This window comes from Microbacterium sp. NPDC057658 (assembly GCF_042799975.1).
Taxonomy (GTDB): Bacteria; Actinomycetota; Actinomycetes; order Actinomycetales; family Microbacteriaceae; genus Microbacterium.
Genome location: NZ_JBHVHT010000002.1, coordinates 251,962 through 277,647, shown reverse-complemented (window position 1 = coordinate 277,647; position 25,686 = coordinate 251,962). Strand labels below are relative to the sequence as shown.

Genomic DNA, 25,686 nt, shown 5'->3' with positions numbered 1-25,686 from the left:
GGACGGGTCAGGTTCCGCTCAGCCTATCGGCGCGGGCGGTCGCCTCGACGTCGCGTCGCACCCACGGCACCAGCCAGGCGGCGAGCACGAGGACGACGCCGGCGCCGACGAACGCCCCGCCGAGCGTGTCCGTGGCCCAGTGCACCGACAGGAAGGTGCGCGACAGGGCCATGAGCACGATCCAGGCCGCCCCCACGATCGCCACCCAGACCCGCGGGAAGAGCACCCAGAGCACCAGGGCGATGGTCGCCGCATTCGCGGTGTGACCGGACGGGAACGAGCCGTAGTCGCTCACGACGAGCATGTCGTGCGGGCGGGCGCGGCCGAACACGTTCTTCAGGAGCTGGACGGCACCGGCGCTGACGAGGAAGCACAACGCGGCGAACAGCGCCCCCCGCCATCGGCGCAGGAGCAGCAGGACGGCGATGGTCGCCAGCGGCACGGCGAGGATGGCGACCCAGCCACCGCCGATCCAGTTCAGCGCGAGGGCGAAGCTCAGCATCCAGTCCGCGCGGACCGCGGCGATCGTGTCGTTCCACCACTGGTCGAGCCCCGGCGTCTGCGGATACACGAAGACGACGAGTGCGCCGAGGGCAGTGGCCAGGAGGAGGCAGGCGACGCCCCACCACAGCAGCATCCGTCGATTCATCGTCCCATTGTGACGGACGCCCCCGCGATCGCGGGTCGCCGTGCCGGTCAGCGGGCGATGCGGGCGAGACCCTCCTCGAGATCCGCGATGAGGTCGGCCACGTCCTCGATGCCGACCGAGAGACGCACGACGTTCTCCGGGACGGCGAGCTCGGTGCCGCGGACCGACGCGTGGGTCATCTCCGGCGGGTAGCCGATGAGCGACTCCACGCCGCCGAGCGATTCGGCGAGCTGGAACACGCGGGTGCTCTCGGCGAAGGCCCGGGCGGCGTCCGCACCCGCAGCGAGACCGAGCGACAGCATGCCGCCGAAGCCGCTCATCTGCCGCGCCGCGATCTCGTGACCGGGGTGCGACGCGAGGCCGGGATAGAACACCTGCGCGAACTCCGGCCGCGCCTGGGCCCATTCGGCGATGGCCTGCGCGTTCTCGGAGTGCTGGCGCACCCGCACCGCGAGGGTCTTGATGCCGCGGGTCGTCAGCCAGGCGTCCAGAGGTGCGGAGACCGCACCCACCGCGAACTGCTGGAACTTCACGGCCTCGACGAAGCGGTCGTCACCGAAGACGACGGCACCGCCCAGCACGTCGGAGTGCCCGCCCAGGTACTTCGTCGTCGAGTGCACGACGAGATCGGCGCCGAGCGCGAGCGGCTGCTGCAGAGCCGGCGAGGCGAACGTGTTGTCGACCACGACGAGGGCACCGGCCGCGTGCGCCACCTCGACGATGAGCGCGATGTCGACGACCTTCAGCAGCGGGTTGCTCGGCGTCTCCAGCCACACGATGCGCGTCTCGGGACGGATCGCCGCGCGGATCACGTCGACGTCGGAGAGCTCGACCGTGGTCGTGTCGATCCCCCAGGGCGCGAGGACCTTCGTGAGCAGGCGGTAGGTGCCGCCGTAGACGTCGTTTCCGAGGAGCACGTGGTCGCCGGGCTTGAGGATGCCGCGCAGCAGCGCGTCCTCGGCCGCGAGACCGGACGCGAACGACAGCGCCCCTACTCCGCCCTCGAGAGCGGCGAGCTGCGTCTCCAGCGAGGAGCGCGTCGGGTTGCCCGCACGGTTGTACTCGTAGCCCTCCCGGAAGCCGCCGATGCCGTCCTGCACGTGCGTCGACGACTGGTAGATCGGCGGGATGATCGCCCCGGTGATCGGGTCGGGCGCCTGTCCGGCGTGGATGGCTCGGGTGGCGAAGGCGTGGTCGTGGTCGGACATGCTCTCAGCCTACGTCCGGGCCCTCCGACGGGTGCCGGCCTGTTACGTCCCGCGTCACCGGGAGAGGTAGCCGAGCAGGTCCTGTCGCGTCAGCACGGTGTGCGGCTTGCCGTCCTCGGTGACGAGGAGGGCGTCGGCGTCGGCGAGCGCGGCCCGCGCCTGCGCGACCGACGCGTGGATGCCGATGAGCGGCAGCCGCTCCCCCACGTGTGCGCCGACGGCGTCGCTCGGTTCGGCGTCGCCCCGGAAGAGCAGGTCGAGAAGGCCCTTCTCGTCGACGGTGCCCACGACCTCGCCCATCATCACCGGCGGCTCCGCGCTGAGGACGACGAGCTGCGAGACCTCGTACTCCGTCATCATGCCGATCGCCTCGAGCACCGTGTCGGTGGGGTGCGCGTGCACGAGGTCGGGGAGGCCGTGGCGGGAGGCCCGGGCGGCGAGCACGTCGGCGACCGTCTCCCCCTCCTCCACCTCGCTGAACCCGTAGGAGCGCATCCAGCCGTCGTTGAAGATCTTGCCCAGGTAGCCGCGTCCGCCATCCGGGAGGAGCACGACCATGACCGCATCCGCCGGCAGGTCCTTCGCCACCCGCAGCGCCCCGACGACGGCCATGCCGCTGGAGCCGCCGACGAGGATGCCCTCCTCGCGGGCCAGGCGCCGCGTCATCGCGAACGACTCCGCATCGCCGACCGCGACGATCTCGTGCGGGACGGCAGGGTCGTACGCTCCGGGCCAGATGTCCTCGCCCACGCCCTCGACGAGGTAGGGCCGACCGGTGCCGCCGCTGTAGACGCTGCCCTCGGGGTCGACGCCGATGATGCGCACCGCGTCGTCGGACACCTCGCGCAGGTAGCGTCCTGTACCGGTGATCGTGCCGCCCGTCCCCACCCCGGCGACGAAGTGCGTGACGCGCCCGTCGGTGTCGCGCCAGATCTCCGGCCCCGTCGTCTCGTAGTGGCTGCGCGGCCCGTTCGGGTTCTCGTACTGGTTGGGCTTGAAGGCCCCGGGGAGCTCCCGTGCCAGCCGGTCGCTCACGCTGTAGTACGACTCGGGGCTGTCCGCCGGGACGGAGGTCGGGGTCACGACGACCTCGGCACCGTACGCGCGGAGCACGTCGATCTTGTCCTCGCCCACCTTGTCCGGGAGCACGAAGACGCACCGGTAGCCGCGCTGCTGGGCCACGAGGGCGAGCCCGACGCCGGTGTTGCCGCTCGTCGGCTCGACGATCGTGCCCCCCGGCTGCAGATCGCCCGCGGCCTCGGCGGCGTCGATGATGCGGGCCGCGATCCGATCCTTCGCCGATCCGCCCGGGTTCAGGTACTCGAGCTTCACGAGCACCGTGCACGCGATGCCCTCGGTGACGTGCTGGAGCTTCACCAGGGGCGTGTCGCCGACGAGGTCGACGATTGAGTCTGCGTACTTCATCTGTTCAGGGTACGGCGCGGGCCCTCGCCTCCGGGGCTGTGTTTCACCGCCGCTTCGACAGGCTCAGCGACCCAGAACCTGGGTCCCTGAGCCTGTCGAAGGGCCTGAGCCCGTCGAAGGGTCAGCCCTTCGTCGCGCCGGCCAGCAGGCCGCGCACGAAGAAGCGCTGCAGGGCGAAGAACACGATCAGCGGGACGATGATCGAGATGAACGTTCCCGCGGACTGCAGGAACCACTTGTTCCCCCAGGTCCCGGAGAGCGAGTTCAGCGCCTGCGTGATCGGCAGGGCGCCGGGCGAGGCGAAGATCGTCGCGACCAGCAGGTCGTTCCACACCCAGAGGAACTGGAAGATCGCGAAGGACGCGATCGCCGGAGCCGCCAGCGGCAGGATGATCCGGAAGAAGACCTGACCGTGTCCGGCGCCGTCCACGCGGGCCGCCTCGATGATCTCGCCGGGGATCTCGGAGATGAAGTTGTGGAGCATGAACGTCGCCAGCGGCAGCGCGAAGATCGCGTGCGCGATCCAGACGCGGGCGAAGCTGTACTGCACCTCGTTCAGCCCGAACCCGGGGAAGATCGGCACGTCGTTGATCGTCAGCCCGTCCGAGAACAGGCTCAGCAGCGGCACGAGGGCCATCTGCAGCGGCACGATCTGCAGCGCGAACACGAAGATGAAGAGCATGTTCCGACCCTTGAAGTCGATCCATGCGAACGCGTACGCGGCGAGCGACGCCATCACGATCGGGAACACGGTCGCGGGGATCGTGATCGCCAGCGAGTTGATGAACGCCGTCGCGAGAGTCGTCGAGGTGCCGCCCGAGTTCCACGCCTGCACGTAGTTGTCGAACGTGAACTCCGGGTTGGAGAAGACCGTCCACCAGCCGCTGTTCTGCGTGTCGGCGCCCGGGCGGAACGACGTCACGAAGAGACCGAAGGTCGGGATCGTCCAGAAGAGCGCGATCACCGCGGCCGCGATCGTCGCCCCCTTCGAGGTCAGCTTCTTGTGGGCGGTCGCCTCGTTGCGGCGCGTGTCCCGCGCCACCTGGCGCTTGGTGCGGTTGTCCACGACGGTGGCCTGCGTTGCACTCATCAGCGGATCTCCCTCTGCTTGGCCATCGATCGGGCGTTGTAGATGATCAGCGGCAACACGAACAGGAACAGCACGACGGCGAGCGCCGACGAGTGCCCGTAGCTCTGGAACCGCTGCTGCTGGTTGACCATCTCGAAGCCGAGGACGCTGGTCTCGTCCCGTCCGCCGGTCATCACGGCGACGATGTCGTACACCTTGAGCGAGGCGATCGTGATGGTCGTGAGCACGACGATCAGCGACGACCGGATGCCGGGCACGGTCACGTTGCGGAAGCGCTGCCAGGCGTTCGTGCCGTCGAGCTCGGCCGCCTCCATCTGCTCCACCGGCACGGCCTTGATCGCGGCCGAGAGGATGACCATGGCGAAGCCGGTCTGGGTCCAGATGAACACGATGAGCAGCATGAGCGTGTTGAGGATCGGCTTGATCGCCAGCCACTGCACGGGGTCGCCGCCGAAAGCGGTCACGATCGCGTTGAGGAGACCGATCTGGTCACCCTGCCGGGCGTCGTACATGAACTTCCAGATGATGCCGGCGCCGACGAACGAGATCGCCACCGGCATGAAGACCAGCACCTTGAGGAACTTCTCGCCGCGGGCCCTGTCGATGAAGACGGCATAGGCGAGGCCGATGACCACGGAGATGACCGGAGCGAGCAGCGCCCAGATGATGGTGTTGATCACCGACGACGTGCCGACCGGGTTGGTGAAGACCCAGATGTAGTTCTCGAGCCCGACGAACTCGTCGCCGGTCTTGTCGAAGAAGGACTTGAAGATCGTCGAGATCGCCGGGTAGATGAGGCCGAGCAGCAGCATGATGGCCGCCGGGGCCATGAACAGCACGAGCTGGAAGAGATAGCCCGCTCCCTGCCGCGCGCGGAAGTCCGCGAAGAAGAGGAGCGCCCCGACGAGGAGCGCGATCGCGACGACGTACACGACGGCGTTCGCGTAGGGACGGAGCAGCAGCAGCGCGAGCACCGGGATGACGAGGCACGCGACCAGCCGCATGATGAAGTAGCCGCGACCAGGGCGGGGCGCGAACTCGATCAGCACGAGGATGATCGCCACGACCACGCCGAACACGAGCAGCACGGCGGGGATCTGCACCAGCGGATTCAGACCGCCCAGCCACAGGAAGAAGCTGTTGAGCGAGAACCCGATCGTGATCCGCGAGGACTCCTCGGTCGGGGCGGTGAAGACGAGGAGGAGAGCCAGCGCGACGACGACCACGAAGCCGATCGCGAGGATCGTGCGTGTGGTCTTCCTCCCCTTCTCGTCGGTGCCGTGCGTCGTCGGCGGCGCGTCAGCCTCGACGGTTTTCTCGATGGTCGCGTGCGACATGAACGTCCCCTTCTGGATCGTGCTGGGTTCCCGCGCAGTATGGATGGGTGGAGCGGGGCCGGGCTTGTGCAGCCCGGCCCCGCTCAGCCTGAGAAGATCGCGTCGAGGCGATCAGTTCTCGTAGCCGGCCTGGATGTCGGAGAGCACCGTGTCGGTGTCCTTGCCGTCGATCCAGTCGACCATCCCCTTCCAGAACGAGCCCGAGCCGACGGTCGACGGCATCAGGTCGGAAGCGTCGAACCGGAAGGTCGTCGCGTCGTCCTGCATGATGGTCATCGCCTCCTGGAGGAACTCGCTCGAGGCGAGGCTCGGGTCGGCGTTCTTGTTGGCGGAGATGACGCCACCGAGCTCGACACGGGCGTCGGCGAACTCCGGCGATGCCATGAACTCGAGCACCTGCTGGGTGGCCTCGTCGTCGGAGAAGGCCGCGACGAACTCGCCGCCACCCTCGACCTGGAGCTCACCGGCGGTCTCGCCCGGCATGATGAACGCGTAGACGTCGCCGTCCGGCGCGACCTCGGGGACGTTGCCGTCCGCGGTCTCCGTGTCGAGGAAGTTCGCCGACAGGAACGACGCCTGGTGGGTCAGCGCGCAGTCGCCCTTGGCCACCGCGTTGGCGACGTCACCGAAAGCGGTCGAGTTGATGCTCTTGACGTCGCCGTAGCCCGCGTTGACGTACTCCGGGTTGAGCAGGATCTCACCGACGGCGTCGAAGGCCTGCTTGATCTCGGGGTCGGTGAACTTCACGTCGCCGGCCACCCAGTCGTCGTACACGTCGGGGCCCGACTGGCGCAGGACGAGGTCCTCGATCCAGTCCGTCCCCGGCCAGCCCGACGCCGCCTCGGAGGCGAAGCCGGCGCACCAGGCGGGACCGCCGGTCTTCTCGACGATCGTGTCGGTCAGGGCGATCATGTCGTCCCAGGTCTCCGGGACCTCGACGCCCCACTCGGCGAACTGCTTCGGCGAGTACCAGACGTAGCCCTTGAGGTTCGCGAGCATCGGCGCCGCGTAGAAGGTGTCGTCGAACGTGCCGTACTTCTTCCAGTCCTCGGACCAGTTCTCGTCGACGGCGGACTCGACCGCCTCCGGCGCCGGCATGACCTTGCCGGTGTCGACGAGGGTCTTGAGCAGACCGGGCTGCGGGACGATCGCGATGTCGGGGGCGTCGCCACCGGTCACCTTGGTGACGATGTTGCCCTCGAAGCCCTTGTCGCCGGTGTACTCGACCTTGATCCCGGTGTCCTTCGTGAACTGCTCGAAGGAGGCGTTCAGGTCATCGGCCTCGACGCCCGTGATGCCGCCGGAGATCCGGACGGTGTCCTTGGTCTCTCCGCCCTCATCGCCCCCGCCCTCGGCGCAGCCGGCGAGCGCGAGAGACGCGACGCCGACGAGTGCGATGGGGGCGAGCAGGCGGTATCGCTGTGACAAAGCCATGTACTTCTCCTCTTCCGGTGGATCTTCAGTCCGCCCAAGGAGAGCAATCGCCACATCCATTGGGGAACCGATTCCAGGCCAACCTACTCGGGTTCCTTCGCGCCGTACAACTGGGGAAGGTTACAAGATCACAACCGTTTGAGGTCGGTGCCCTCCGCGTGGTGGGAGCGCTCCCAGTTCCACGGGTCTGGAACCGGTTCCTCCTCGCGTGTGGAACGGCTACGATGGCTCCCGGCGAGCGCCCGATGGCTCGCCGTCGTGGAACCGGGTCGAGGAGGACACGATGAGCACGATCGCCGACGTCGCGACGCGCGCCGGTGTGTCCAAGGCGACCGCGAGCCGCGCCCTGAGCGGCCGCGGCTACGTCTCGGAGGAGACGAGACAGCGCGTGGAGGAGGCGGCGCACGACCTCGCGTACGTCGCGCACTCCTCCGCCACCAGCCTGGCGACCGGGCGCACCGGCACCATCGGCCTGGTGATGCCACCGGTCGACCGGTGGTTCTTCTCGGAGCTGCTGGCGGGCGTGCAGGAGGCGCTGCTCGTGCGCGACCACGACCTGTCGCTGTACGGCGTCCCTGAGCGCTCGGAGACCAGGGAGCGGCTGTTCGAGAGCGTGCTGCCCGGTCGGAGATTCGACGGCATCATCGCCGTCGGCATCCAGCCCAGCGCCCGCGAGCTGGAGCGCCTGCACCGCACCGGGCGCCCGCTCGTCAGCGTGGGGCCCTACAGCGCCGGATCGAGCGCCGTGTCGATCGACGACGCGGCCGCCGCCCGGATCGCCACCGAGCACCTGATCGAGCTCGGCCACACCGACATCGCCTTCGTGGGCGGCGCCACCGACGACACCGACCTCAGTTACGGCGACGCCCGACGCCTGGCCGGCTACCGGGAGGCGCTGCACGCGGCGGGGCTGACTCCGCGGGCGCGCATCGCCGGGGCGGCCCCCACGATGCCCGGCGGCTATGCCGCGGCGGCGGGACTCCTCGGCGACCGCCGCCACCGACCGACCGCCATCGTCGGCGTGTGCGACGAGGCGGCCATCGGCGCCGTGATCGCCGCCCGCCGCCTGGGCATCGCGGTGCCGACCGAACTCAGCGTCGTCGGCATCGACGACCACGAGCATGCGGAGATGTTCGCCCTCACGACCATCGGGCAGTCGCCGCGGGACCAGGGCCGGGAGGCCGTGCGCCTGCTCATGCGACGGATCAGCGAGCCCGACGCTCCGGTCGAGCACGTCGAGGCCGCTTCGGCGCTCGTCGTCCGCAGCTCGACCGCGGCGCCGCGCTGACCCCGCAGACGCACGAAGGCCCCGGGCGGAACCCGGGGCCTTCGCAGAAGCGCTGGTGCGCTGGAATTACTTGAGGGTGACGGTCGCGCCGGCCTCTTCCAGAGCAGCCTTGGCCTTCTCGGCCGTCTCCTTGTTGGCGCCCTCGAGGACGGCCTTCGGAGCACCGTCGACGACGGCCTTGGCCTCGCCGAGGCCGAGCGAGGTGAGCTCGCGGACAGCCTTGATGACCTGGATCTTCTTGTCGCCAGCAGCCTCGAGGATGACGTCGAAGGAGTCCTTCTCCTCCTCGGCCGCGGCCTCGCCCGCGCCACCAGCGGCACCGGCGACGGCGACGGGAGCAGCAGCGGTGACCTCGAACTTCTCCTCGAACGCCTTCACGAACTCGTTGAGCTCGATGAGGGTCAGGCCGGCGAACTGCTCGAGCAGCTCCTCGGTGGAAAGCTTCGCCATGATGTATCTCCTAGATAGATGGGGTTTGTAGACGAGATCGCCGGTCGCTTACGCGGCCTCGGCGGTCTCCAGCTTTTCGCGAAGCGCGTCGATGGTGGCCGCAGCCTTGCCCATCGTCGCCTTCATCATGCCCGCGGCCTTCGCCAGCAGAACCTCGCGGCTCTCGAGCGAGGCGTACGTGTTGACCTCGTCGGCGGTGAGGGCCTTGCCCTCGAAGATGCCCGACTTGATCACGAGAAGCGGGTTGGCCTTGGCGAAGTCACGCAGAGCCTTGGCGGTGGCGACGAAGTCACCGTGCACGAACGCGACAGCCGACGGCCCCTTGAGGTCGTCATCCAGCGCGGAGATGCCTGCCTTGTTGGCGGCGATCTTGGTCAGCGTGTTCTTCACCACGGCGTACTCAGCGTCCTGACGGATGCTGTTGCGCAGCTGCTTGAGCTGGGCAACCGTCAGACCGCGGTACTCGGTCAGCAGGACGGCGTTCGAGTTCTCGAATGACTTCGTGAGCTCGTTGACCGATGCATCCTTCTGCGCCATGGTCACTCCTTGGTGTGTACGAGGCGCCGCACGGTGGTGGGGCGCCGGCCTCCGACCCCCTGCAAAAGAGAAGAGCTCCGGCGCAAGCGCACGGAGCTCGGAAGTTCGTGACACCTGCGCGGGCCCCTGCGATGCAGAGCTTCGATCCTGTGCACTCGCGCGCACACGATGACCAGCGGTCTTCGGTTATGACCACTGTACCCCACCCTCACCTCTCCCCCAAATCCCCATCCTCTTCCCGTCGACCCACCCCTTTGCGTGCACCCCGGCCCCTTACGCCTGCACGCACGGGGCCGGAGGGCACGGAAGGGGGTGGGCCAAGGGTTCACCGGGCGAAGAGGCGGAAGGCACGGAAGTGCGCGTCGGCCGCGGCGAGGGAGGCGACGTGCTCGCTCGACACCCGGATCACCCGCCAGCCGGTGGTTCCGCGCACCCAGTCCTCGCGGATCTTCTCGTCGAGCACGACGCTCTCCGCGGTGCGACCCCCGCGGAGAGCGTCATCCAGGTACTTGTCGCGGCCGTCGCACTCCACGAAGGTGCGGGACTGGTCGGCGGCGATGTCCATCCAGAACCGACCGCCGCGCGGTCCGTCCACCGGCACCTGCAGCCGCGGTCTGCCGAAGCCGAGCTGATGGAGCCGATACCGCGTCACGCTCTCCAGAGGCAGCTGGGCGCGACCGTCGGCCAAGCCCACGATCCGGCGAGCCTGCACGATGCCGCGGAGCCGCGGACGGCGCACCCGATCCGCCAGGTCGGCCAGGAGAGCCTGCTCCGCGGTGTCGTCGAACTCCCACGGGTCACCGCCGACGAGGGCGAGCGCGGCATCGGCGGCCGCGAGGGCCGCCTCCGGAGCGACGGTCCGCGCGAGGTCCACCACGGTCCGGCCGAGAGAGGTGCAGCGGATGCCGTCGCGCTCCACGATGTCACCGGCGGGAACCGCGCCTTCGTGCCGGAGGATGCCCGGCGTGCTGTGCCGCTGGTCCGGCGAGGCCGTCACGTGGACCCTCGTCGGCCGCAGCCGATATAGCGGCAGTCCCCACAGCACCGCAGCGGAGGCATGCGAGAACACGGGCCGCGTCCCCGAGGCCGCGAGATCGGCGGCCACCACCTCCGCACGATGCCGGGACTCCGGGGCGAGCTCGCTCCAGGTCCGCAGCGCGAGGTACCACCCACGGCGCACATGATGCAGCTGCCGCCCTTCCACCGCGGCGTGGAGCGTCCGAGACCCCCAGCCCTCCTCCTCCAGCCGTCGACGACCGAGGAGCATCCCCCTGATCTCCTCCACACTCACCTGTCTCATCCCCCCGACTCTTCCCTCTCCTCTCGCCGCTCCCCCGCCCTCCCCGGTTTCTCCACACCCCTCTCTCCCCTCCCGCCCCTTGTGCAGGAGCCGTCCTCCCCCGCCGACCCACCCCCTTGCGTTCGAGCCACCCCCTTGCGCGCGTGCGTAGGGGGCCGGGACGCACGCAAGGGGGTGGGTCGGCGGGAGGGGGCGGCGTGTACGACGGGAACGGGGGTGGGGGAGAGTTAGAGTCTTCTGGTGACCCCGGAACTCCAAGCTCGCATCGTCGCGGACTCGCGCGACCGCGTGGCATGGATGAGGGCACGCTCTCGCGGAATCACGGCCACCGACGTCGCCGGACTCACCAGCGAGCGCTCGATCGCCCGTGCTGCCGACGCCAAGCTCGGCGGCGGTCCGCGGTTCGGCGGCAACGCCTACACCGACCACGGCCGGCGCCGCGAGCCGGAGATCGCCGCCTGGGTCGCCGCGACGCACGGCATCTTCCCCTCCTCCGCGCTGTTCCGCGCCGAGGTCGAGCACCGCCACCTGGCTACGCCCGATGGCATCTCGGTGGACGCGGACGGCCGTGTCAGCCTCGCGGAGATCAAGACCACCAACAAGGCCTTCCGGGGGATCCCCCGCACCTACCTGCGCCAGGTGTGGTGGCAGCAGCACGTGCTGGGCGCCGAGCGCACCCTGTTCGTCTGGGAGGAGCACGTCGACTTCTCCCCCGTCCACGACGAGCCCCGCTGCGTGTGGATCGATCGCGACGACCGCGAGATCGCCAAGCTCGTGGGGCTCGCCACCGACCTCATCGACGAGCTGTACCGCCGCACGACCGGACGCACGGTCCCGGCCCGCTCCGCATCCCCGGCGGACAGCCGTCGGGAGCAGCTCCGCGAGCGCGACGCCTTCCGCGCCCTCGCCCTCGCCGACTGACCGCGCGGCGGCGATGCCGTCCCGGCGGCGTCAGGGTTCGCGAGCGAGCACCCGACGCGCCTCCCCCGCGACCTCGGACGCGATCGTGTCGAGGAGCGCGGAGCGCAGGTTCCACTGCTGCCAGTACAGCGCCACGCGCAGGATCGGACCGCCGAGCGCCACGAGTCCCGGCACCTCCTGCAGCCGCGGCACCATCCCCCAGCCGAGGCCGAGGCCGACGGCGAGCGCATAGTCGTGCGACGCCGGGACGTAGTGCCGGGAAACGCCGGCCGCCGGCACGCCCCGCGCGGCCAGCCACTCGTGCTGCAGGGTGTCCCGGCGGTCGAAGTCGACGAACGGCGCGTGCGCCAGAGCATCGGGGGTCACGCCGTCCGGGAACCATCGGCGGGCGTAGGCGGGTTCGGCCATGGCGCGGTACTCGAGCACGCCGAGGGGCGCGACCGTGCACCCCGCGACCGCCATGGCCTCGCTCGTGACCGCCGCCATGACGGTCCCCGATTCGAGCAGGCGGGCGGTGAAGTTCTGATCGTCGCGGTGCAGGTCGACATCGATGTCGTGCGCGGCGGAGAGCCGGGCCATCGGTGCCAGGAACCAGGTCGCCATCGAATCCGCGTTGACGGCGAGCGGCACGCTGATCCGCCGCCCCTCAGCGCTCCCCTCGATCCCGACTCCCGCGAGAGCATCCTCTTCGAGGAGGGCGATCTGCCGCGCGAGCCGCACGACGGACTCCCCCGCCTCGGTGAGGCGGACCGGCTTGCTACGCACGAGGAGGATCCGCCCGAGCTGCTGCTCCAGCGCCTTGAGACGCTGACTGACCGCGGACGGGGTGACCTGCAGCCGACGCGACGCGGCAGCATCGAGAGTGCCCTCGTCGGCGACGGCGGCGAGCGTGGCGGCGAGCTCCGGGTCGATCCTCACATCAGTGATGCTAATGGTGCGGAAGGAATCTTCGCTGCACCTCATGCTCAGCCCTCCTAGGCTCGACACATGCTCACGGTCCTCGCCGGTCTCGGCCTCGGTCTCTCCCTCATCGTCGCGATCGGCGCACAGAACGTGTTCGTGCTGCGTCAGGGCATCCGGCGCGAGCACGTCCTCGCCGTCGTGATCGTCTGCGCCCTCTCCGACGCCGTGCTGATCATCGCCGGTGTCGCGGGGCTCGGGTTCGTGCTGTCCGCCGCACCCTGGCTCGTCGTCGTGGCTCGCTGGGCAGGGGCGCTGTTCCTCCTCGGATACGGACTGCTTGCGGCGCGGCGGGCCTGGCGGGGCGGCGAGGAGCTGGTGGTCGACGGGGGCGACGCCCCGGTCTTCGAGGCGTCCGGGGGCACCGGCACGCTCACCCGCACCCGCCTCGCCCCGGTGATCCTCACGACGCTGGCGTTGACGTGGCTGAACCCGCATGTGTACCTCGACACGGTGCTGATGCTCGGGTCGATCGCGGCGACGCACGGGGACGAGCGGTGGCTGTTCGCGGCCGGGGCGGTCGCGGCGAGCATCCTCTGGTTCACCGCCCTCGGCTTCGGCGCCCGCTACCTCGGACGGTGGCTCCGCACCCCGCGCTCCTGGCGCATCCTCGACGCGGTGATCGCGGTCGTGATGATCACGCTCGCGGTGAGCCTCGTGCTCCCGGTGCTCGGCGCCTAGGCGTTCACCCGGCCTCGATCTGCGACACCCGCGCCCGGATGAGCGCGCGGACCGCCTCGACCGGCAGGGGGTGCTCCGGCTGGAACCGGATCGTCCCCTTGTCGAGGCTGACCCCGGGGTGACCGTCGAGGAAACCCGCTATGGCAGCGACCGCCTCGGGGCTGAACGGGTAGACGCCGATGTGCTTCTTCGCACGCATCACCGAGAGCAGCGGCTTGCCGTCGTACACGAGCGCCGGCATCCCGTAGCCCTTGCCCTGTTCCGCCTCCGGCACCTCCTCCGTGGCGATCGCGTACACGCCATCGATCACCGCACGGTCTGCGGCGTCGAGATCGGTCAGGTAGTCGTCGATGGTGCCCACGCACCGCATCCTGCCACCGATCGCCCGCGGGGTCGAGGACTCACGCGCCGTCGAGGGGCCGGAGGATGCGGGTGAGGAACCGCTGCGTGCGCTCGTGCTGCGGAGCGCTGAACAGCTCGGCGGGTGGCCCCTGCTCCACGACGACGCCGCCGTCCAGGAAGAGCACATGATCGGCCGCCTCCCGCGCGAAGCTCAGCTCGTGGGTGACGACGGCCATCGTCCAGCCCTCATCGGCGAGCTCCTTGATGACGAGCAGCACCTCTCCCACGAGCTCAGGGTCGAGCGCGCTCGTCGGCTCGTCGAACAGCAGCAGGTCCGGCTGCAGAGCCAGGGCGCGCACGATGCCGACGCGCTGCTGCTGCCCGCCGGAGAGCTGATGCGGCCTCGCGTCGGCCTTGTCGGCGAGGCCCACCCGGGCGAGCAGGGTCTGCGCTTCGGCGACGACCTCCGCCTTCGGACGCCCCTGCACCCGCCACGGCCCCTCGATCACGTTCTCCAGCACCGTCAGATGCGGGAAGAGGTTGTGGTGCTGGAACACCATCGCCGACCGATCGCGGAGCGCGAGCCGCTGCTGCTTCGCGACGCGGGGCTTCGGGCGGACCTCCGGTGCGAAGTCGATCTCCGGGCCCCCGGCCATCGCGATGGTGCCGGCGTCCGGCGTCTCCAGGCCGTTCAGAGCCCGCAGGACGGTCGTCTTCCCGGAGCCGCTCGGCCCGATGAGCACCACGACCTCGCCGCGGTGCAGGGTGAGGTCGAAGCCGCGGAGCACCTCGGTGGCGCCGAAGCTCTTGTGCAGGCCCCGTGCGGTGAGCAGCGGTCCGGTCGTGGGGTCAGTGCGCGACACGACTGTCGAGCCTCCTCTCCAGGGCGCTCTGCCCGAAGGAGAGCACCAGGCAGATCACCCAGTAGACCAGCGCCGCGGCCAGATACACCACCATGAACTCGAGCGTGGTGGAGGCGATCTGCTGCGCCACCTTGAACAGCTCCGTCACGAGGATCAGCGAGGTGAGGGAGGTGTCCTTCACGAGCGAGATGAACGTGTTGGACAGCGGCGGCACCGACACCCGGGCGGCCTGCGGCAGGATGATGCGGGTCAGCGTGCGGGTGCGGTTCATGCCGACCGTGTACGCGGCCTCCCACTGCCCCTTCGGCACCGAGAGGATCGCCGCCCGCACGACCTCGGCGCCGTAGCCGCCGACGTTGAGCGAGAGCGCGATGATGGCGCTCGGCCACGGATCGAGGGTCACCCCGACGGACGGCAGGCCGTAGAAGATCACGAAGAGCTGCACGAGCATCGGCGTGCCGCGGATCACCGAGATGTAGAACCGCGCGATGCCGGACACCACCGGATGCACCGAGATCCGCATCAGCGCCATGCCGATCGCGATCACGAGCCCCAGCGCGAACGACACCAGGGCGAGCGGGATCGTCGCCGTCAGCCCCGCCCAGGCGATCGGCCCGAGCGAGGAGAAGAAGAGCTCCCAGGGATTCTGCATCGCCTACTGCGAGACGTCTTCGCCGAAGTACTTCTCGCTGATCTCGGCCAGGGTGCCGTCGGCACGGAGCGTGTCGAGCGCTTCGTCGACCGCATCGACGAGCGCCTTCTTGTCCTTCGTGAACACGAAGGCCTGCTCACCGGCGTCATCGGTCTCCGCCGCGATCTTCAGGCCCGTCGGGCTGTTGGTCGTCTCGTAGTCGAGGAACGTCAGCTTGTCGTTGACGGTCGCGTCCACCCGGCCCTGGCGGAGGAGCTCCACGGCCTGCGCCCACCCCTCGACGCCCTCGACCTTGGCGCCGGACTCGGTGGCCAGCTCGTACCAGTTGCTCGTGAGGGACTGCGCCGTCGTCTTGCCCTCGAGGTCGTCGAAGGACGAGATGGAGTCGTCGTCCTCCTTCACCACGATCACGCCGGGCGACACCGTGTACGGGGTGCTGAAGAGGTACTTCGCCTCGCGCTCCTCGTTGATCGACACCTGGTTCGCGATCACGTCGAAGCGGCCCGCGTCGAGACCCGCGAAGATCGCGTCCCACTGCGTCTCCTGGAACTCGACCTTCAGGCCGAGCTCGTCGGCGACGGCCTGGATGATCTCGACGTCGTAGCCGGTGAGGTCACCGGAACCGCCGTCGTCGTGGAAGCTGAACGGGCGGTAGGTGCCCTCGGTCGCGACCGTCAGCGTGCCATCCTTCACCAGGCCGAAGTCGGAGCCCGCGGCGCCCTCGCCGTCCGTGCTCGCGGGCGTGCTGGACCCGCTGCAGGCGGTCAGCGCGGCGGCGGCGACGACGAGTGCGGTGACGGCGATGAGACGACGGGACATGGACCCTCCTGGGGTGAGAAAGCGCGGGTGCGAGTTTACGCGACGACCGCGGGAACTCCCCTACAGTACGCGGCGCCTCCGACGTCCGCGCATCGGATGACGCCGGATGTCGCGGGCCGAACCGCCCCGGGAACGCAGAACGCCCCCGGGCGGACCCGGGGGCGTTCGGTGCGACAGGTGCGAGACCCGTCGACGCGTCAGATGGCGTTGACGTCCAGCGGGATGCCGGGGCCGAACGTGGTCGACACCGCACCCTTCTGGATGTAACGACCCTTGGCGCTGGACGGCTTGAGGCGGACGATCTCCTCGAGCGCGGCGTCGATGTTCTCGTTCAGCTGCTCGGCCGAGAAGGAGGCCTTGCCGATGACGAAGTGCACGTTGGCGTGCTTGTCGACGCGGAACTCGATCTTTCCGCCCTTGATCTCCTCGACGGCCTTGGCCGGGTTCGGAGTCACGGTGCCGGTCTTCGGGTTCGGCATCAGGCCACGGGGACCGAGCACCTTGCCGAGACGGCCGACCTGGCCCATGAGCTCCGGGGTCGAGACCGCGGAGTCGAAGTTGGTCCAGCCGTCGGCGACCTTCTGGATGAGCTCGGCGCCGCCGACCTCATCGGCGCCGGCCGCGATCGCCGCCTCGGCCGCGGGGCCGGTGGCGAACACGATGACGCGGGCGGTCTTACCGGTGCCGTGGGGCAGGATGACGGTGCCGCGCACCATCTGGTCCGCCTTGCGGGGGTCGACAGCGAGCTTCAGCGCGACCTCGACGGTCGAGTCGAACTTCGCCGAACCGGTCTCCTTCGCGAGCGCGACGGCCTCGGACGGCGTGTAGAAACGGTCTGCCTCGATCTTCTCGGCGGCAGCCTTGTAAGCCTTGGACTTGGTAGCCATGATTATTCTCCTCAGCCCTCGACCGTGATGCCCATGGAACGGGCGGTGCCGGCGATGATCTTCGAGGCGGCCTCGATGTCGTTCGCGTTCAGGTCGGCCTGCTTCTGCTCGGCGATCTGACGGACCTGGTCCTTGGTGATCTTGCCGACCTTGACGGTGTGCGGGGTGGCCGAAGCCTTCTGCACGCCGGCGGCCTTCTTGATGAGCTCCGCAGCGGGCGGGGTCTTCAGGACGAAGGTGAAGCTGCGGTCCTCGTAGACGGTGATCTCGACGGGGATGACGTTGCCGCGCTGCGACTCGGTCGCGGCGTTGTACGCCTTGCAGAACTCCATGATGTTGACGCCATGCTGACCGAGCGCGGGGCCGATCGGCGGCGCCGGGTTGGCGGCACCGGCGTTGATCTGAAGCTTGATCAGGCCGGTCACCTTCTTCTTCGGTGCCATTCTCTTTCCTTTCCTCGAGGCGGATGCGAGCATCCGCTTCTCCCACGGCTCCGGCCTCTCCGGCCCGTGGTCGTCTCTGTGCACGCCGAAGCGGCACACAAACCACGTAAGTCTACCCGATCACTCCCCCACTCGCGAGCCGGCCCCTTGTGTGCGAGCCGGCCCTCTGCGTGCGTCCGCAACGGGCCGGGAGACACGAAAGGGGGTGGGTCGGGGGAAAGAAAACGGCCGCCCCCGAAGAGGGCGGCCGTTCTCGTGCACTTCGGCAGGCTCAGTGACCCACGGTCAGATCATCTTGGTGACCTGGTCGAACGACAGCTCGACCGGGGTCTCGCGCTCGAAGAGCGAGACGAGGACCGTGAGCTTGCCACTCTCCGGCTTGATCTCGCTGATTGAACCGGGAAGACCCGCGAACGAGCCCTCCTTGATCGTGATGGTCTCGCCGACCTCGAAGTCGACCTCGGCGGGAAGCGGACGGGCGACGGCGACGCCACCCTTGGCCGCGATGTTCTTGGCGGTCGGCACGTCCTTGACCTCGACGAGGGACTTCAGCATGTTGAAGGCCTCTTCGAAGCGCAGCGGCGTCGGGTTGTGGGCGTTGCCCACGAAGCCGGTGACGCCGGGGGTGTGCCGCACGACCGACCAGGTGTCTTCCGTCAGCTCCATGCGCACCAGCACGTAGCCGGGGATGCGCACGCGGGTGACCATCTTGCGCTGGCCGTTCTTGATCTCAACGACGTCCTCCATCGGGACCTCGACCTGGTAGATCTCGTCCTCGACCTCGAGCGTCGACTTGCGCTGCTCGATGTTCGCCTTGACCTTGCGCTCGAAGCCGGCGTACGAGTGGATGACGTACCACTTGCCCGGGAGCATGCGCAGGTCCATGCGGAAGGCCTCGTACGGGTCTTCCTCGGACGCCGACTCGTCCTCGTCGGACTCGGCGGCGGGACGGTCGTCCTCGCCGTTCACGTCGGGCCCCTCGTACGGGGTGACCTCGTCGGCCGCTTCGGCCTCCTGCTCCGCGACCTCTTCGGCCACGGAATCGTTGAGGACCTCGGCGGCGGCTTCGGACTCCGCGGCCTCGTCCAGGTTCAGAGCGTCGTTCACGATGGCGTCCGCCTCCGGGTCGTCGATGTCGATGTCGATGTCTTCCGTCTCCTGCTCGCCGTCCTCGTCCTCGACGTGGACCGCGACGTGCTCGGCAGAGGTGACCGAGAGCTCCTCCGCGGCGAGCACGTTGCCCTCCTGGGCCTCGTCCTCCTCGCTGGACTGCTCTGCGGCGGTCGCCCAGTCGGCGTCGTCGGAATATCGTTCAGACACGTTGCTTCTTCTCCATAGCTGCGGCGGTCGCCGCGGGGGTCATCAGCCAGGGATTCCGAACACGTAGTGCGTCAGGAGCCCGAAGACGTAGTCGAGACCGTAGACGATGCCCATGACGATCAGGACGAAGACGAGCACCACACCCGTGAACTTGAAAAGCTCCTTGCGGGTCGGGGTGACGACCTTGCGCAGTTCGGCGATGACCTGGCGGATGAACAGGGCGATGCCCCCGAAGAACCGGGAGAAGGGGTTGCCCTTCTTCTGGCGCGTGGCGCCGGCCGCGACGACGTCGCCGCGCGGTTCGTCCTGATCCATCCTGAATGTACCTTTCGTGTGTCAGCGTGCGCTGACGCGCAGGGCGGACAGGAATCGAACCTGCAACCTGCGGTTTTGGAGACCGCTGCTCTGCCAATTGAGCTACCGCCCTAGAGACCCGGAGGTCTCGGGGATGCCCTCCCCACCCTGTCACCGGCCGATGTCGTAGACGCCAGGCACGGCGAAAGAATGCAGAGAACAACTGCTCACCAAGCATACGGCATCGATCCGGTGGTGCCGAACAGGAAGCGGAACCGGCGTTGTTGCTAGGCTCGGCGGGCGGACGAAGCAGGAAGGGACGCATGTGAGTGGGGATGTGCAGCAGTTCCAGGTGGACCTGCGCGGAGTCGTCGATCTGCTCAGCCGGCACATCTACTCCAGTCCCCGGGTCTATCTGCGGGAACTGCTCCAGAACGCGAGGGACGCGATCGCCGCGCGCCGTGACGTCGACGGCGGCGGCAGCCGCATCCGGATCACACCGCTGACCGCGCAGTCGGGCGAGTTCGTGCTCCGCGACGACGGCGTGGGATTGACCGCCGCCGAGGTCGCCGATCTGCTCGCGACCGTCGGGCGCAGCTCCAAGCGGGACATCTTCGACCTCCCCCGGAGCGACTTCCTCGGCCAGTTCGGCATCGGGCTGCTGAGCTGCTTCATGGTCGCCGACACCATCGTCATCCGCTCCCGCAGCGCCAGAGGCGGCTCCGCGGTGGAGTGGACGGGCAGCGCGGACGGCACCTTCCGCGTCACGGAGATCGATGACGACCTCCCGATCGGCACCAGCGTGCACCTCGTGCCGCGCTTCGACGCCGACGAGCTGCTGCGGCCGGCGGCCGTGCACGAGCTCGCGACCACCTTCGGGGAGTTCCTGCCGGTGCGGGTGACCATCGACGCGACCGGCGGGGACATCGATGTGACGCGCGAGCCTCCCTTCCTCGACCCCGCCGCCGACGTCGAGGCGGCCGTGCAGTACGGTCGCGACCTGCTCGGGGCCGCTCCGCTGGACGTGATCCCGCTGAGCGAGCCGGCGACCGGCACGCAGGGCCTGGCGTACGTCCTGCCCTTCGCTCCTCCGCCCGGCGCCCGGCAGGCGACCCGCATGTACCTCGGGCGCATGCTGCTGTCCGAGCGCGTCGACGACGTGCTGCCCGACTGGGCCTTCTTCGTTCGCGCCGTCGTCGACTCCACCGGCCTCGCGCCGACCGCGAGCCGCGAGTCCCTCGTCGAGGACACGGCCCTGGAGCACGTCCGGGAGCATCTCGGCGCCGGGATCCGCCGCTGGGTGCTCGAGCTCGGGCTGCGCGAACCGCATCGCCTCGCCCAGTTCGTCGCCGTGCACGAGGTCGGACTCAAGTCGCTGGTGCGTCATGACGAGGAGCTCGCGCGCTTCATCACGCGCTGGCTCACCGTGGAGACCACGCACGGCACGCTGCGGATCGGCGAGCTCGTGGAACGGTACCCTCACGTGCGCTACGCCCAGACCGTCGACGAGTTCCGCCAGGTGGCGGGCATCTCCCCCTCGGACGAGGTACTGGTCAACGGCGGCTACCTCTATGACGCGGATCTGATCCGCCTGCTCCCCGACCTGTACCCGCAGGCCACGGTGGAGAAGGTCGACGTGACCGGGGAGCTCGATCGCCTCGACCCGCCGCCGCTCGACGACCGGGACATCGCGATGGCGCTGGAGTCCCGCGCCGGCGCCGTGCTCGCCGCCTCCGACTGCAGCGTCGTCGTCAGGGCGATCGATCGCCCCGAGCTGACCGGACTCTACGTCGCGGATCCCGAGGTCCTGCGCACGATCGACCGCGGGCGCACCAGGGGCATCGCGAGCACGCTCTGGGGCGGGGTGCTCGACCGGATCGATCAGACGCTCTCCTCCGCACGGGACGACGACCTCACGGCCCGGCTGTGCCTGAACTGGTCCAACCGCGTCGTCCGCGCCCTCGTCCGTGTCGATGACGACGCCGTGTTCGCGCGTACGGTCCAGCTCCTCTACATCCAGGCGCTCCTCGCAGGACACCACCCCCTCTCGGACGCCGACCGGGCACTCATGACCAGCGCCCTCTCCGACCTCGTCTCGCTCTCCGCCGGCATCGAGGGGGACACGCTCCCCTTCGACGCGCGCTGACACCCCCGACTACCCGAAAGGGCCCTCCATGGCACGTCCGAAGAAGCGCTTCCAGCAGCTCATCGAGGAGATCGACCGCACCCCGTGGGGCCCGGCGGAGCAGGCCCTCGTGGCGGAGGCGGTGGCGCTGGCCGTCGAGATCGGCGACGAACGGCTGGAGTACGAGGCCCGGATGCGGCAGACCGCGTCGGCGAACATGGTCGGGGCCACCGACGTCATGCTCAACTCCTTCGCGTGGTGCCTCGCGCACCACGACGCCGACCCGCAGCGGTTCCCCGCCGACCTCGACAACGGCGGCGCCGACCTCATGTGGCAGTTCAAGTGGATGGCGTCGTCCCTGCGCTCCTCCCCTGCCTTCTCGCAGGAGCAGATCGCCGCGGTGCTCGACGACATGGAGGCGCACTACCGCGCCGCAGGTCTCGGCCTCAGCGGCGTGCTGACCGCCCGTTTCGAGGACGCCTGGGACGCGGGCCGGTTCGACGCCGCCGAAGCCCTGCGCGTGCAGCTCGAGGCCACGCCGCGCGACGAGCACAGCCACTGCGACGCCTGCAGCCGCAGCCAGTTCGCGGGCTTCTTCGCGGAGACCGACCGCGACGCCGACGCCATCCGCCTCGTCGAGGAGATGCTCGAGGGCGGCTTCTCCTGCGGCGAGGAGCCGGAGCATGCGCTCTCCCGCGTCCTCCTCCCGTACCTCCGCGCCGGCCGCACGGAGGACGCGAAGACCGCGCACCTGCGCAGCTACCGCCTGGCGAAGGACAACCCGGACAACCTGCGCATCGTGGCCAACAACATCGTGTTCGCGGCGATCACCGGCAACGAGGCGCGGGCGCTGGCCCTGATCGAGAAGCACATCGCGTGGCTGGCCCACGATGGCCTCAACGTCGACGCGCACTTCGCCGCCCTCACCGCCTTCGCGGTCGCTCTCGACCGCGTCACCGCTGCCGGACACGGCGACACCCCGGTCCGCGGCGCCGACGCCCCGGCGCTCGTGCCGCTGCTGGGCACGCACGACGGCCCGTGGAGCGCCGCCGAGCTCGCCGCGACCGCCTGGTCGACGGCCGAGCGCATCGGCGCACAGTTCGACGAGCGGGACGGCACCGACGGCCACGCCCGCAGCCTCGCCCGGATGCGCGCTCTCGCCGACGAGAGCTACGACGTCCCGATCCGCTCCGACGCGTTCGTCGCCCCCGCGCCGGCCACGACCCCGACCGACCCGGACGGCTGGTTCGAGCGGGCGATGCAGCTCGCGCAGTTCGGCGCCGAGCAGGAGACCCTCGCCGCCCTCCCGCACGCCCTGGAGATCGACGACGCCGCCAAGCGCGCGCAGCTCCTGTCGATGCACCTCGGCATCCTCGTCGCACTCGATCGCGTGGACGAGGCCGAGGCCCTCCTCCCCGAGCGGATCGCCGCGCTGCGGGCCGCCGGGAACGACGCGCAGGCCGACCTCGAGGAGCGGCTCGGACTGGCGACCTTCGGCCTGCACACCGACGAGACCATGGCGGCGCTCGAAGAGGAGCTGGCCCAAGCCGACCGTCTTCCCGCCTGGTCGCGCGGCGACCTGGCGATCAGTCGCGCGTCGCTGCACCTTCGGGCGGAGGAGCCGGACGCGGCGCTGGACCTCGCGGAGCTCGCCGCCCGCTCGTTCGCGGAGGCCGACGACACCCGGCTGTCCAACACCACGACCCTCGTGGCGATCGGCGCCGTGCTGAGCAAGGGCGACCTGGACGCCGGTCGCACGCTCCTCGACCGCTTCCTCTCCCAGGAGGACCTGTCCGCCGGACACCGGGCCCACGCGCTGCAGACCCGGGCCCGCGTGCGCGGCGGCACGGGTGCGTACCAGGACGGGGCCGTCGACGCCGACGAGGTGTGCCGACTGCTCGCCGAACTCGGCGCCACCCGCGCTCTCGCCGAGGCCCATGTGCTCGCGGGCGCGCTCTGGGAGGACGCCGAGGAGCCCGAGAAGGCTGTCGCCCGCTACCGTCTGGCCGCTCGGCTGCAGGACGACGGCGATCGCACCGGCGTCGACTTCCGGCTGGCCAGGGCGATGCTCCGCGCGGGAGACGCCGAGGAGGCAGCCGAGCTCTTCGGCGACGTGCTCCAGCGCGAGGAGAACGCCGAGACCCCTGCGGGTTCGCGCGCTATGACCGCCTCGCTCCTGGCCCGGTCGCTCGCCGAGTCCGGCGAGTTCGGTCAGGCGGTCGGCGCGCACGGCTACGCGGCCGAGCTGTTCGGACAGGCGGAGGCCCACGCCGACCAGGCCATGGCCATGACGGAGCAGGCGAAGATCCTCGCCCGCTTCGAGGAACACGACGACGCGGTGCGGCTGCTGGAGGGCGCTGCAGACATCGTGCGGCGTGCCCCCGAGGCCGTCGGCGCGCTGTCCGAGGTGCTGCACAGCCTCGGCCAGGCCTATGCAGGCCGGGGTGACGAGCGCGCCTTCCCCCTCTTCGACGAGGTCGCGGCACTCGCCCAGGAGCACGAAGCCGGCTGGCTGCTCGCCGACGTGACCGACTCCCGCGGCCGCGCGCTGGCCCAGCTGGGCCGGATCGACGAGGCCGTCGCCGCTGCTCTCACCGCCGCCGACGGCTTCGCCGCGCTGGGCGATCAGGGCGCCGCCGGAAGCTCGGAACTGTTCGCGGGCCGGGTGCTCGCGGGGAACGACCGCCCGGCCGATGCCGTGCCGGTGTACCGGAGCGCCCTGGAGCATGCCGAGGGCTTCCCGCCGCTGCGTCAGGTCGCGACGCTGGAGCTCGGCGACGTGCTGGAGGCGCTGGGGCGGCACGCCGAGGCCGCAGAGGTCAGGGCTCTCGTCGAGAGCTGACGCGACACCGGCGCGGGATCCGGAGGGGATCCCGCGCCGATGCGGATGCGGCGGAGGGCCGTGTCAGAAGAGCTGACGCCAGTTCGCCCGCGCGAGGTCGAGCAGTTCGTCTCCGCGACCCGACATGACCGTGCGGATCGCGTAGAGCGCGAAGCCCTTGACCTGCGCGGCCTCGATCGCGGGCGGCATGGACAGCTCCTGCCGCTCGGTCACGACGTCGAGCAGCGCGGGACCGTCGTGCGCGAGGACCTCGCGGACCGCCTCCGGCAGATCTTCGCTGCGCTCCACACGACGGGCGAAGATCCCCATGGCCTCGGCGATCGCGGCGAAGCTGGGGTTGTCCAGCCCGGTGCCGTAGGTGACGAAGCCGGCGGCCTTCATCTCCAGCTCCACGAAGTTCAGCGACGAGTTGTTCACCACGATCGTCTTGACCGGGAGCCCATTCTGGGTGAGCGTGAGCAGCTCGCCGAGCATCATCGCGAGACCGCCGTCGCCGGCGAGCGCCACGACCTGACGGTCCGGATGCGCGACCTGCGCGCCGATCCCGTGCATCAGGGCGTTCGCCATCGAGCCGTGCGTGAACGATCCGATCAGCCGGCGCCCCTCGGTCATGGACAGGTAGCGCGCGGCCCAGACGGTCGGCGACCCCACGTCGGCGGTGAAGATCGCATCGTCGGCGGCGTACTCGTCGAGCAGTCGGGCGAGGTACTGCGGGTGGATGGGGCGCGTGCCCTTGGCCGGCACCGCGAGCTCGTCGAGCTTCTTCCGCGTCTTCCGGTAGTGGGCGACGGCGTCGTCGAGGTGGCCGCGGTCGTCCTTCCGCGCGAGGCGAGGCAGCAGCGCTTCGGCGGTGGCCTTCACGTCACCGACGAGACCGAGGTCGAGCGGGTGGCGCTTGCCGAGCTGGGACCCGCGGATGTCGACCTGGATGGTGGTCGCGTGATCCGGGTAGAACTGCTCGTACGGGAAGTCGCTGCCGAGGACGAGGAGCGTGTCGGCCGCCTCCATGGCGCGGTAGCCGGACGCGAAGCCGAGCAGTCCCGTCATGCCGACGTCGAACGGGTTGTCGTACTCGATGAACTCCTTGCCGCGCAGCGCGTGGACGATGGGGGCACCGAGTGCGTCGGCGAGCGCGATCACCTCGTCGTGCGCCCCCTCGACGCCGGCCCCGGCGAGGATGGTGACCTTCTTGGCCGCGTTCAGCATGGTCGCTGCCTTCTCCAGCTCCGGGCCGCTGGGCTGGATCAGCGGGCGGGTGCGCTCGATCACCACGGCGCGGTCGTCCGCGATCTCGGACAGCGCCACGTCGCCGGGGATCACGAGGACGGCGACGCCGCGCTGCTCGATGGCCGCGCGCATCGCGATCTCCATCAGCCGCGGCATCTGCGACGGGTCAGCGACGTATTCGACGTACACGCTGCACTCGCGGAACAGCTCCTGCGGGTGCGTCTCCTGGAAGTACCCGGTACCGATCTCGACGGTCGGGATGTGCGCGGCGATGGCGAGCACCGGCACGCGAGAGCGCTGCGCGTCGTACAGGCCGTTGATGAGGTGCAGGTTGCCGGGGCCGCACGAGCCCGCCACGACGGCGAGGTCTCCGGTGGTGCCGGCGTCGGCCGCGGCGGCGAAGGCGGCGGACTCCTCGTGGCGCACGTGCACCCAGCGGATCCGGCCGTCCTTGCGGAGGGCGTCCGTGAGACCGTTCAGGGAGTCGCCCGGGATGCCGTAGACCCGGTCGACTCCGTTGGCGTTCAGAGTCTTGACGATGTTCTCAGCGACGTTGGCCATACCCCGACCCTACGCCCGCCGAGGCCTCCCC

General features: G+C 69.8%; 24 protein-coding genes and 1 tRNA gene. 5 read left to right on the top strand and 20 right to left on the bottom strand.

Going from position 1 to position 25,686, the window contains the following annotated elements; translation table 11 throughout:
- Positions 1-7: 7 nt before the first annotated feature.
- The 6 genes from ACFU8V_RS14750 to ACFU8V_RS14725 all read right to left on the bottom strand — a co-directional run bounded on the left by ACFU8V_RS14750 (position 8) and on the right by ACFU8V_RS14725 (position 7,143).
- Positions 8-649: a phosphatase PAP2 family protein gene (locus tag ACFU8V_RS14750; RefSeq protein ID WP_234024150.1), complete on the bottom strand. Its 642-nt coding sequence runs from the start codon at positions 647-649 to the stop codon at positions 8-10.
- 47 nt (positions 650-696) lie between these two features.
- Positions 697-1,857, bottom strand: a complete 1,161-nt coding sequence (locus tag ACFU8V_RS14745) for a cystathionine gamma-synthase (protein WP_085606295.1) — start codon at positions 1,855-1,857, stop codon at positions 697-699.
- A gap of 54 nt (positions 1,858-1,911) precedes the next feature.
- Positions 1,912-3,282, bottom strand: a complete 1,371-nt coding sequence (locus ACFU8V_RS14740; RefSeq protein WP_378872342.1) for a cystathionine beta-synthase — start codon at positions 3,280-3,282, stop codon at positions 1,912-1,914.
- A 121-nt stretch (positions 3,283-3,403) separates the two neighbouring features.
- Positions 3,404-4,372 carry a carbohydrate ABC transporter permease gene (locus ACFU8V_RS14735; protein ID WP_025104231.1) on the bottom strand — a complete coding sequence of 323 codons (969 nt, stop codon included), beginning with the start codon at positions 4,370-4,372 and terminating at the stop codon, positions 3,404-3,406.
- On the bottom strand, positions 4,372-5,709 hold the full coding sequence (locus ACFU8V_RS14730; protein ID WP_378872338.1) for a carbohydrate ABC transporter permease: 1,338 nt from the start codon (positions 5,707-5,709) through the stop codon (positions 4,372-4,374). The genes ACFU8V_RS14735 and ACFU8V_RS14730 overlap by 1 nt, the downstream gene beginning before the upstream one ends.
- Positions 5,710-5,820: 111 nt before the next feature.
- Complete coding sequence (locus ACFU8V_RS14725; RefSeq protein ID WP_249520874.1) at positions 5,821-7,143, bottom strand: ABC transporter substrate-binding protein; 1,323 nt, start codon at positions 7,141-7,143, stop codon at positions 5,821-5,823.
- 283 nt (positions 7,144-7,426) lie between these two features.
- On the opposite strand from ACFU8V_RS14725, the gene ACFU8V_RS14720 reads away from it, so the two are divergent.
- Entirely contained in the window at positions 7,427-8,431 is a 1,005-nt protein-coding gene (locus tag ACFU8V_RS14720) for a LacI family DNA-binding transcriptional regulator (protein WP_062766962.1), read from the top strand.
- A gap of 66 nt (positions 8,432-8,497) precedes the next feature.
- Here ACFU8V_RS14720 and rplL read toward each other — a convergent pair whose 3' ends face one another.
- The 3 genes from rplL to ACFU8V_RS14705 all read right to left on the bottom strand — a co-directional run bounded on the left by rplL (position 8,498) and on the right by ACFU8V_RS14705 (position 10,718).
- Positions 8,498-8,881, bottom strand: a complete 384-nt coding sequence (rplL, locus tag ACFU8V_RS14715; RefSeq protein ID WP_025104227.1) for a 50S ribosomal protein L7/L12 — start codon at positions 8,879-8,881, stop codon at positions 8,498-8,500.
- Positions 8,882-8,929: 48 nt separating this feature from the next.
- Positions 8,930-9,418 (bottom strand): 50S ribosomal protein L10, encoded by a 489-nt coding sequence (rplJ, locus tag ACFU8V_RS14710; RefSeq protein ID WP_025104226.1) that lies wholly within the window; start codon positions 9,416-9,418, stop codon positions 8,930-8,932.
- A gap of 325 nt (positions 9,419-9,743) precedes the next feature.
- Positions 9,744-10,718, bottom strand: a complete 975-nt coding sequence (locus ACFU8V_RS14705; RefSeq protein WP_378872332.1) for a hypothetical protein — start codon at positions 10,716-10,718, stop codon at positions 9,744-9,746.
- A 240-nt stretch (positions 10,719-10,958) separates the two neighbouring features.
- On the opposite strand from ACFU8V_RS14705, the gene ACFU8V_RS14700 reads away from it, so the two are divergent.
- Positions 10,959-11,639, top strand: coding sequence for a YqaJ viral recombinase family protein (locus tag ACFU8V_RS14700; protein ID WP_025102329.1), 681 nt, complete (start codon positions 10,959-10,961; stop codon positions 11,637-11,639).
- Between the two features lie 30 nt (positions 11,640-11,669).
- Here ACFU8V_RS14700 and ACFU8V_RS14695 read toward each other — a convergent pair whose 3' ends face one another.
- Complete coding sequence (locus ACFU8V_RS14695; protein ID WP_378872329.1) at positions 11,670-12,557, bottom strand: LysR family transcriptional regulator ArgP; 888 nt, start codon at positions 12,555-12,557, stop codon at positions 11,670-11,672.
- Between the two features lie 69 nt (positions 12,558-12,626).
- Here ACFU8V_RS14695 and lysE point away from each other — a divergent pair, with 69 nt between their 5' ends.
- Complete coding sequence (gene lysE, locus ACFU8V_RS14690; protein WP_062765060.1) at positions 12,627-13,280, top strand: L-lysine exporter; 654 nt, start codon at positions 12,627-12,629, stop codon at positions 13,278-13,280.
- Positions 13,281-13,284: 4 nt separating this feature from the next.
- On the opposite strand, the gene ACFU8V_RS14685 is transcribed toward lysE, so the two are convergent.
- The 9 genes from ACFU8V_RS14685 to ACFU8V_RS14645 all read right to left on the bottom strand — a co-directional run bounded on the left by ACFU8V_RS14685 (position 13,285) and on the right by ACFU8V_RS14645 (position 19,033).
- Positions 13,285-13,641, bottom strand: coding sequence for an iron chaperone (locus tag ACFU8V_RS14685; protein WP_378872326.1), 357 nt, complete (start codon positions 13,639-13,641; stop codon positions 13,285-13,287).
- A 40-nt stretch (positions 13,642-13,681) separates the two neighbouring features.
- A complete protein-coding gene (locus tag ACFU8V_RS14680; RefSeq protein ID WP_308195729.1) occupies positions 13,682-14,485 on the bottom strand; it encodes an amino acid ABC transporter ATP-binding protein in 804 nt (267 codons plus the stop codon).
- Complete coding sequence (locus ACFU8V_RS14675) at positions 14,472-15,137, bottom strand: amino acid ABC transporter permease (RefSeq protein ID WP_025102334.1); 666 nt, start codon at positions 15,135-15,137, stop codon at positions 14,472-14,474. The genes ACFU8V_RS14680 and ACFU8V_RS14675 overlap by 14 nt, the downstream gene beginning before the upstream one ends.
- 3 nt (positions 15,138-15,140) lie before the next feature.
- Entirely contained in the window at positions 15,141-15,956 is an 816-nt protein-coding gene (locus ACFU8V_RS14670; protein WP_249521551.1) for an amino acid ABC transporter substrate-binding protein, read from the bottom strand.
- A gap of 197 nt (positions 15,957-16,153) precedes the next feature.
- On the bottom strand, positions 16,154-16,843 hold the full coding sequence (gene rplA / locus ACFU8V_RS14665) for a 50S ribosomal protein L1 (protein ID WP_025102336.1): 690 nt from the start codon (positions 16,841-16,843) through the stop codon (positions 16,154-16,156).
- An 11-nt stretch (positions 16,844-16,854) separates the two neighbouring features.
- Positions 16,855-17,286: a 50S ribosomal protein L11 gene (rplK, locus tag ACFU8V_RS14660; RefSeq protein ID WP_025102337.1), complete on the bottom strand. Its 432-nt coding sequence runs from the start codon at positions 17,284-17,286 to the stop codon at positions 16,855-16,857.
- Positions 17,287-17,571: 285 nt separating this feature from the next.
- Positions 17,572-18,606: a transcription termination/antitermination protein NusG gene (nusG, locus tag ACFU8V_RS14655; protein WP_025102338.1), complete on the bottom strand. Its 1,035-nt coding sequence runs from the start codon at positions 18,604-18,606 to the stop codon at positions 17,572-17,574.
- A 42-nt stretch (positions 18,607-18,648) separates the two neighbouring features.
- Positions 18,649-18,921 carry a preprotein translocase subunit SecE gene (secE, locus tag ACFU8V_RS14650; RefSeq protein ID WP_025102339.1) on the bottom strand — a complete coding sequence of 91 codons (273 nt, stop codon included), beginning with the start codon at positions 18,919-18,921 and terminating at the stop codon, positions 18,649-18,651.
- Between the two features lie 39 nt (positions 18,922-18,960).
- Positions 18,961-19,033 (bottom strand) — tRNA-Trp (locus ACFU8V_RS14645).
- A 192-nt stretch (positions 19,034-19,225) separates the two neighbouring features.
- On the opposite strand from ACFU8V_RS14645, the gene ACFU8V_RS14640 reads away from it, so the two are divergent.
- Complete coding sequence (locus ACFU8V_RS14640; RefSeq protein WP_378872318.1) at positions 19,226-21,046, top strand: HSP90 family protein; 1,821 nt, start codon at positions 19,226-19,228, stop codon at positions 21,044-21,046.
- Between the two features lie 28 nt (positions 21,047-21,074).
- Positions 21,075-23,867: a hypothetical protein gene (locus ACFU8V_RS14635; RefSeq protein ID WP_378872315.1), complete on the top strand. Its 2,793-nt coding sequence runs from the start codon at positions 21,075-21,077 to the stop codon at positions 23,865-23,867.
- Between the two features lie 63 nt (positions 23,868-23,930).
- Here the strand turns inward: ACFU8V_RS14635 and poxB are convergent, their stop codons facing one another.
- A complete protein-coding gene (poxB, locus tag ACFU8V_RS14630; RefSeq protein WP_025102342.1) occupies positions 23,931-25,655 on the bottom strand; it encodes a ubiquinone-dependent pyruvate dehydrogenase in 1,725 nt (574 codons plus the stop codon).
- Positions 25,656-25,686: the final 31 nt, after the last annotated feature.

Excerpts from the sequence above, each read along its gene's own strand:
- ACFU8V_RS14670 (WP_249521551.1), bottom strand. The coding sequence starts at position 15,956 with ATGTCCCGTCGTCTCATCGCCGTCACCGCACTCGTCGTCGCCGCCGCC.
- ACFU8V_RS14635 (WP_378872315.1), top strand. The coding sequence starts at position 21,075 with ATGGCACGTCCGAAGAAGCGCTTCCAGCAGCTCATCGAGGAGATCGAC.
- ACFU8V_RS14675 (WP_025102334.1), bottom strand. The coding sequence starts at position 15,137 with ATGCAGAATCCCTGGGAGCTCTTCTTCTCCTCGCTCGGGCCGATCGCC.
- ACFU8V_RS14720 (WP_062766962.1), top strand. The coding sequence starts at position 7,427 with ATGAGCACGATCGCCGACGTCGCGACGCGCGCCGGTGTGTCCAAGGCG.
- ACFU8V_RS14740 (WP_378872342.1), bottom strand. The coding sequence starts at position 3,282 with ATGAAGTACGCAGACTCAATCGTCGACCTCGTCGGCGACACGCCCCTG.
- rplL (WP_025104227.1), bottom strand. The coding sequence starts at position 8,881 with ATGGCGAAGCTTTCCACCGAGGAGCTGCTCGAGCAGTTCGCCGGCCTG.
- ACFU8V_RS14705 (WP_378872332.1), bottom strand. The coding sequence starts at position 10,718 with ATGAGACAGGTGAGTGTGGAGGAGATCAGGGGGATGCTCCTCGGTCGT.
- ACFU8V_RS14725 (WP_249520874.1), bottom strand. The coding sequence starts at position 7,143 with ATGGCTTTGTCACAGCGATACCGCCTGCTCGCCCCCATCGCACTCGTC.
- ACFU8V_RS14750 (WP_234024150.1), bottom strand. The coding sequence starts at position 649 with ATGAATCGACGGATGCTGCTGTGGTGGGGCGTCGCCTGCCTCCTCCTG.
- poxB (WP_025102342.1), bottom strand. The coding sequence starts at position 25,655 with ATGGCCAACGTCGCTGAGAACATCGTCAAGACTCTGAACGCCAACGGA.
- ACFU8V_RS14745 (WP_085606295.1), bottom strand. The coding sequence starts at position 1,857 with ATGTCCGACCACGACCACGCCTTCGCCACCCGAGCCATCCACGCCGGA.
- lysE (WP_062765060.1), top strand. The coding sequence starts at position 12,627 with ATGCTCACGGTCCTCGCCGGTCTCGGCCTCGGTCTCTCCCTCATCGTC.
- ACFU8V_RS14735 (WP_025104231.1), bottom strand. The coding sequence starts at position 4,372 with ATGAGTGCAACGCAGGCCACCGTCGTGGACAACCGCACCAAGCGCCAG.
- ACFU8V_RS14730 (WP_378872338.1), bottom strand. The coding sequence starts at position 5,709 with ATGTCGCACGCGACCATCGAGAAAACCGTCGAGGCTGACGCGCCGCCG.
- rplK (WP_025102337.1), bottom strand. The coding sequence starts at position 17,286 with ATGGCACCGAAGAAGAAGGTGACCGGCCTGATCAAGCTTCAGATCAAC.
- rplJ (WP_025104226.1), bottom strand. The coding sequence starts at position 9,418 with ATGGCGCAGAAGGATGCATCGGTCAACGAGCTCACGAAGTCATTCGAG.
- rplA (WP_025102336.1), bottom strand. The coding sequence starts at position 16,843 with ATGGCTACCAAGTCCAAGGCTTACAAGGCTGCCGCCGAGAAGATCGAG.
- secE (WP_025102339.1), bottom strand. The coding sequence starts at position 18,921 with ATGGATCAGGACGAACCGCGCGGCGACGTCGTCGCGGCCGGCGCCACG.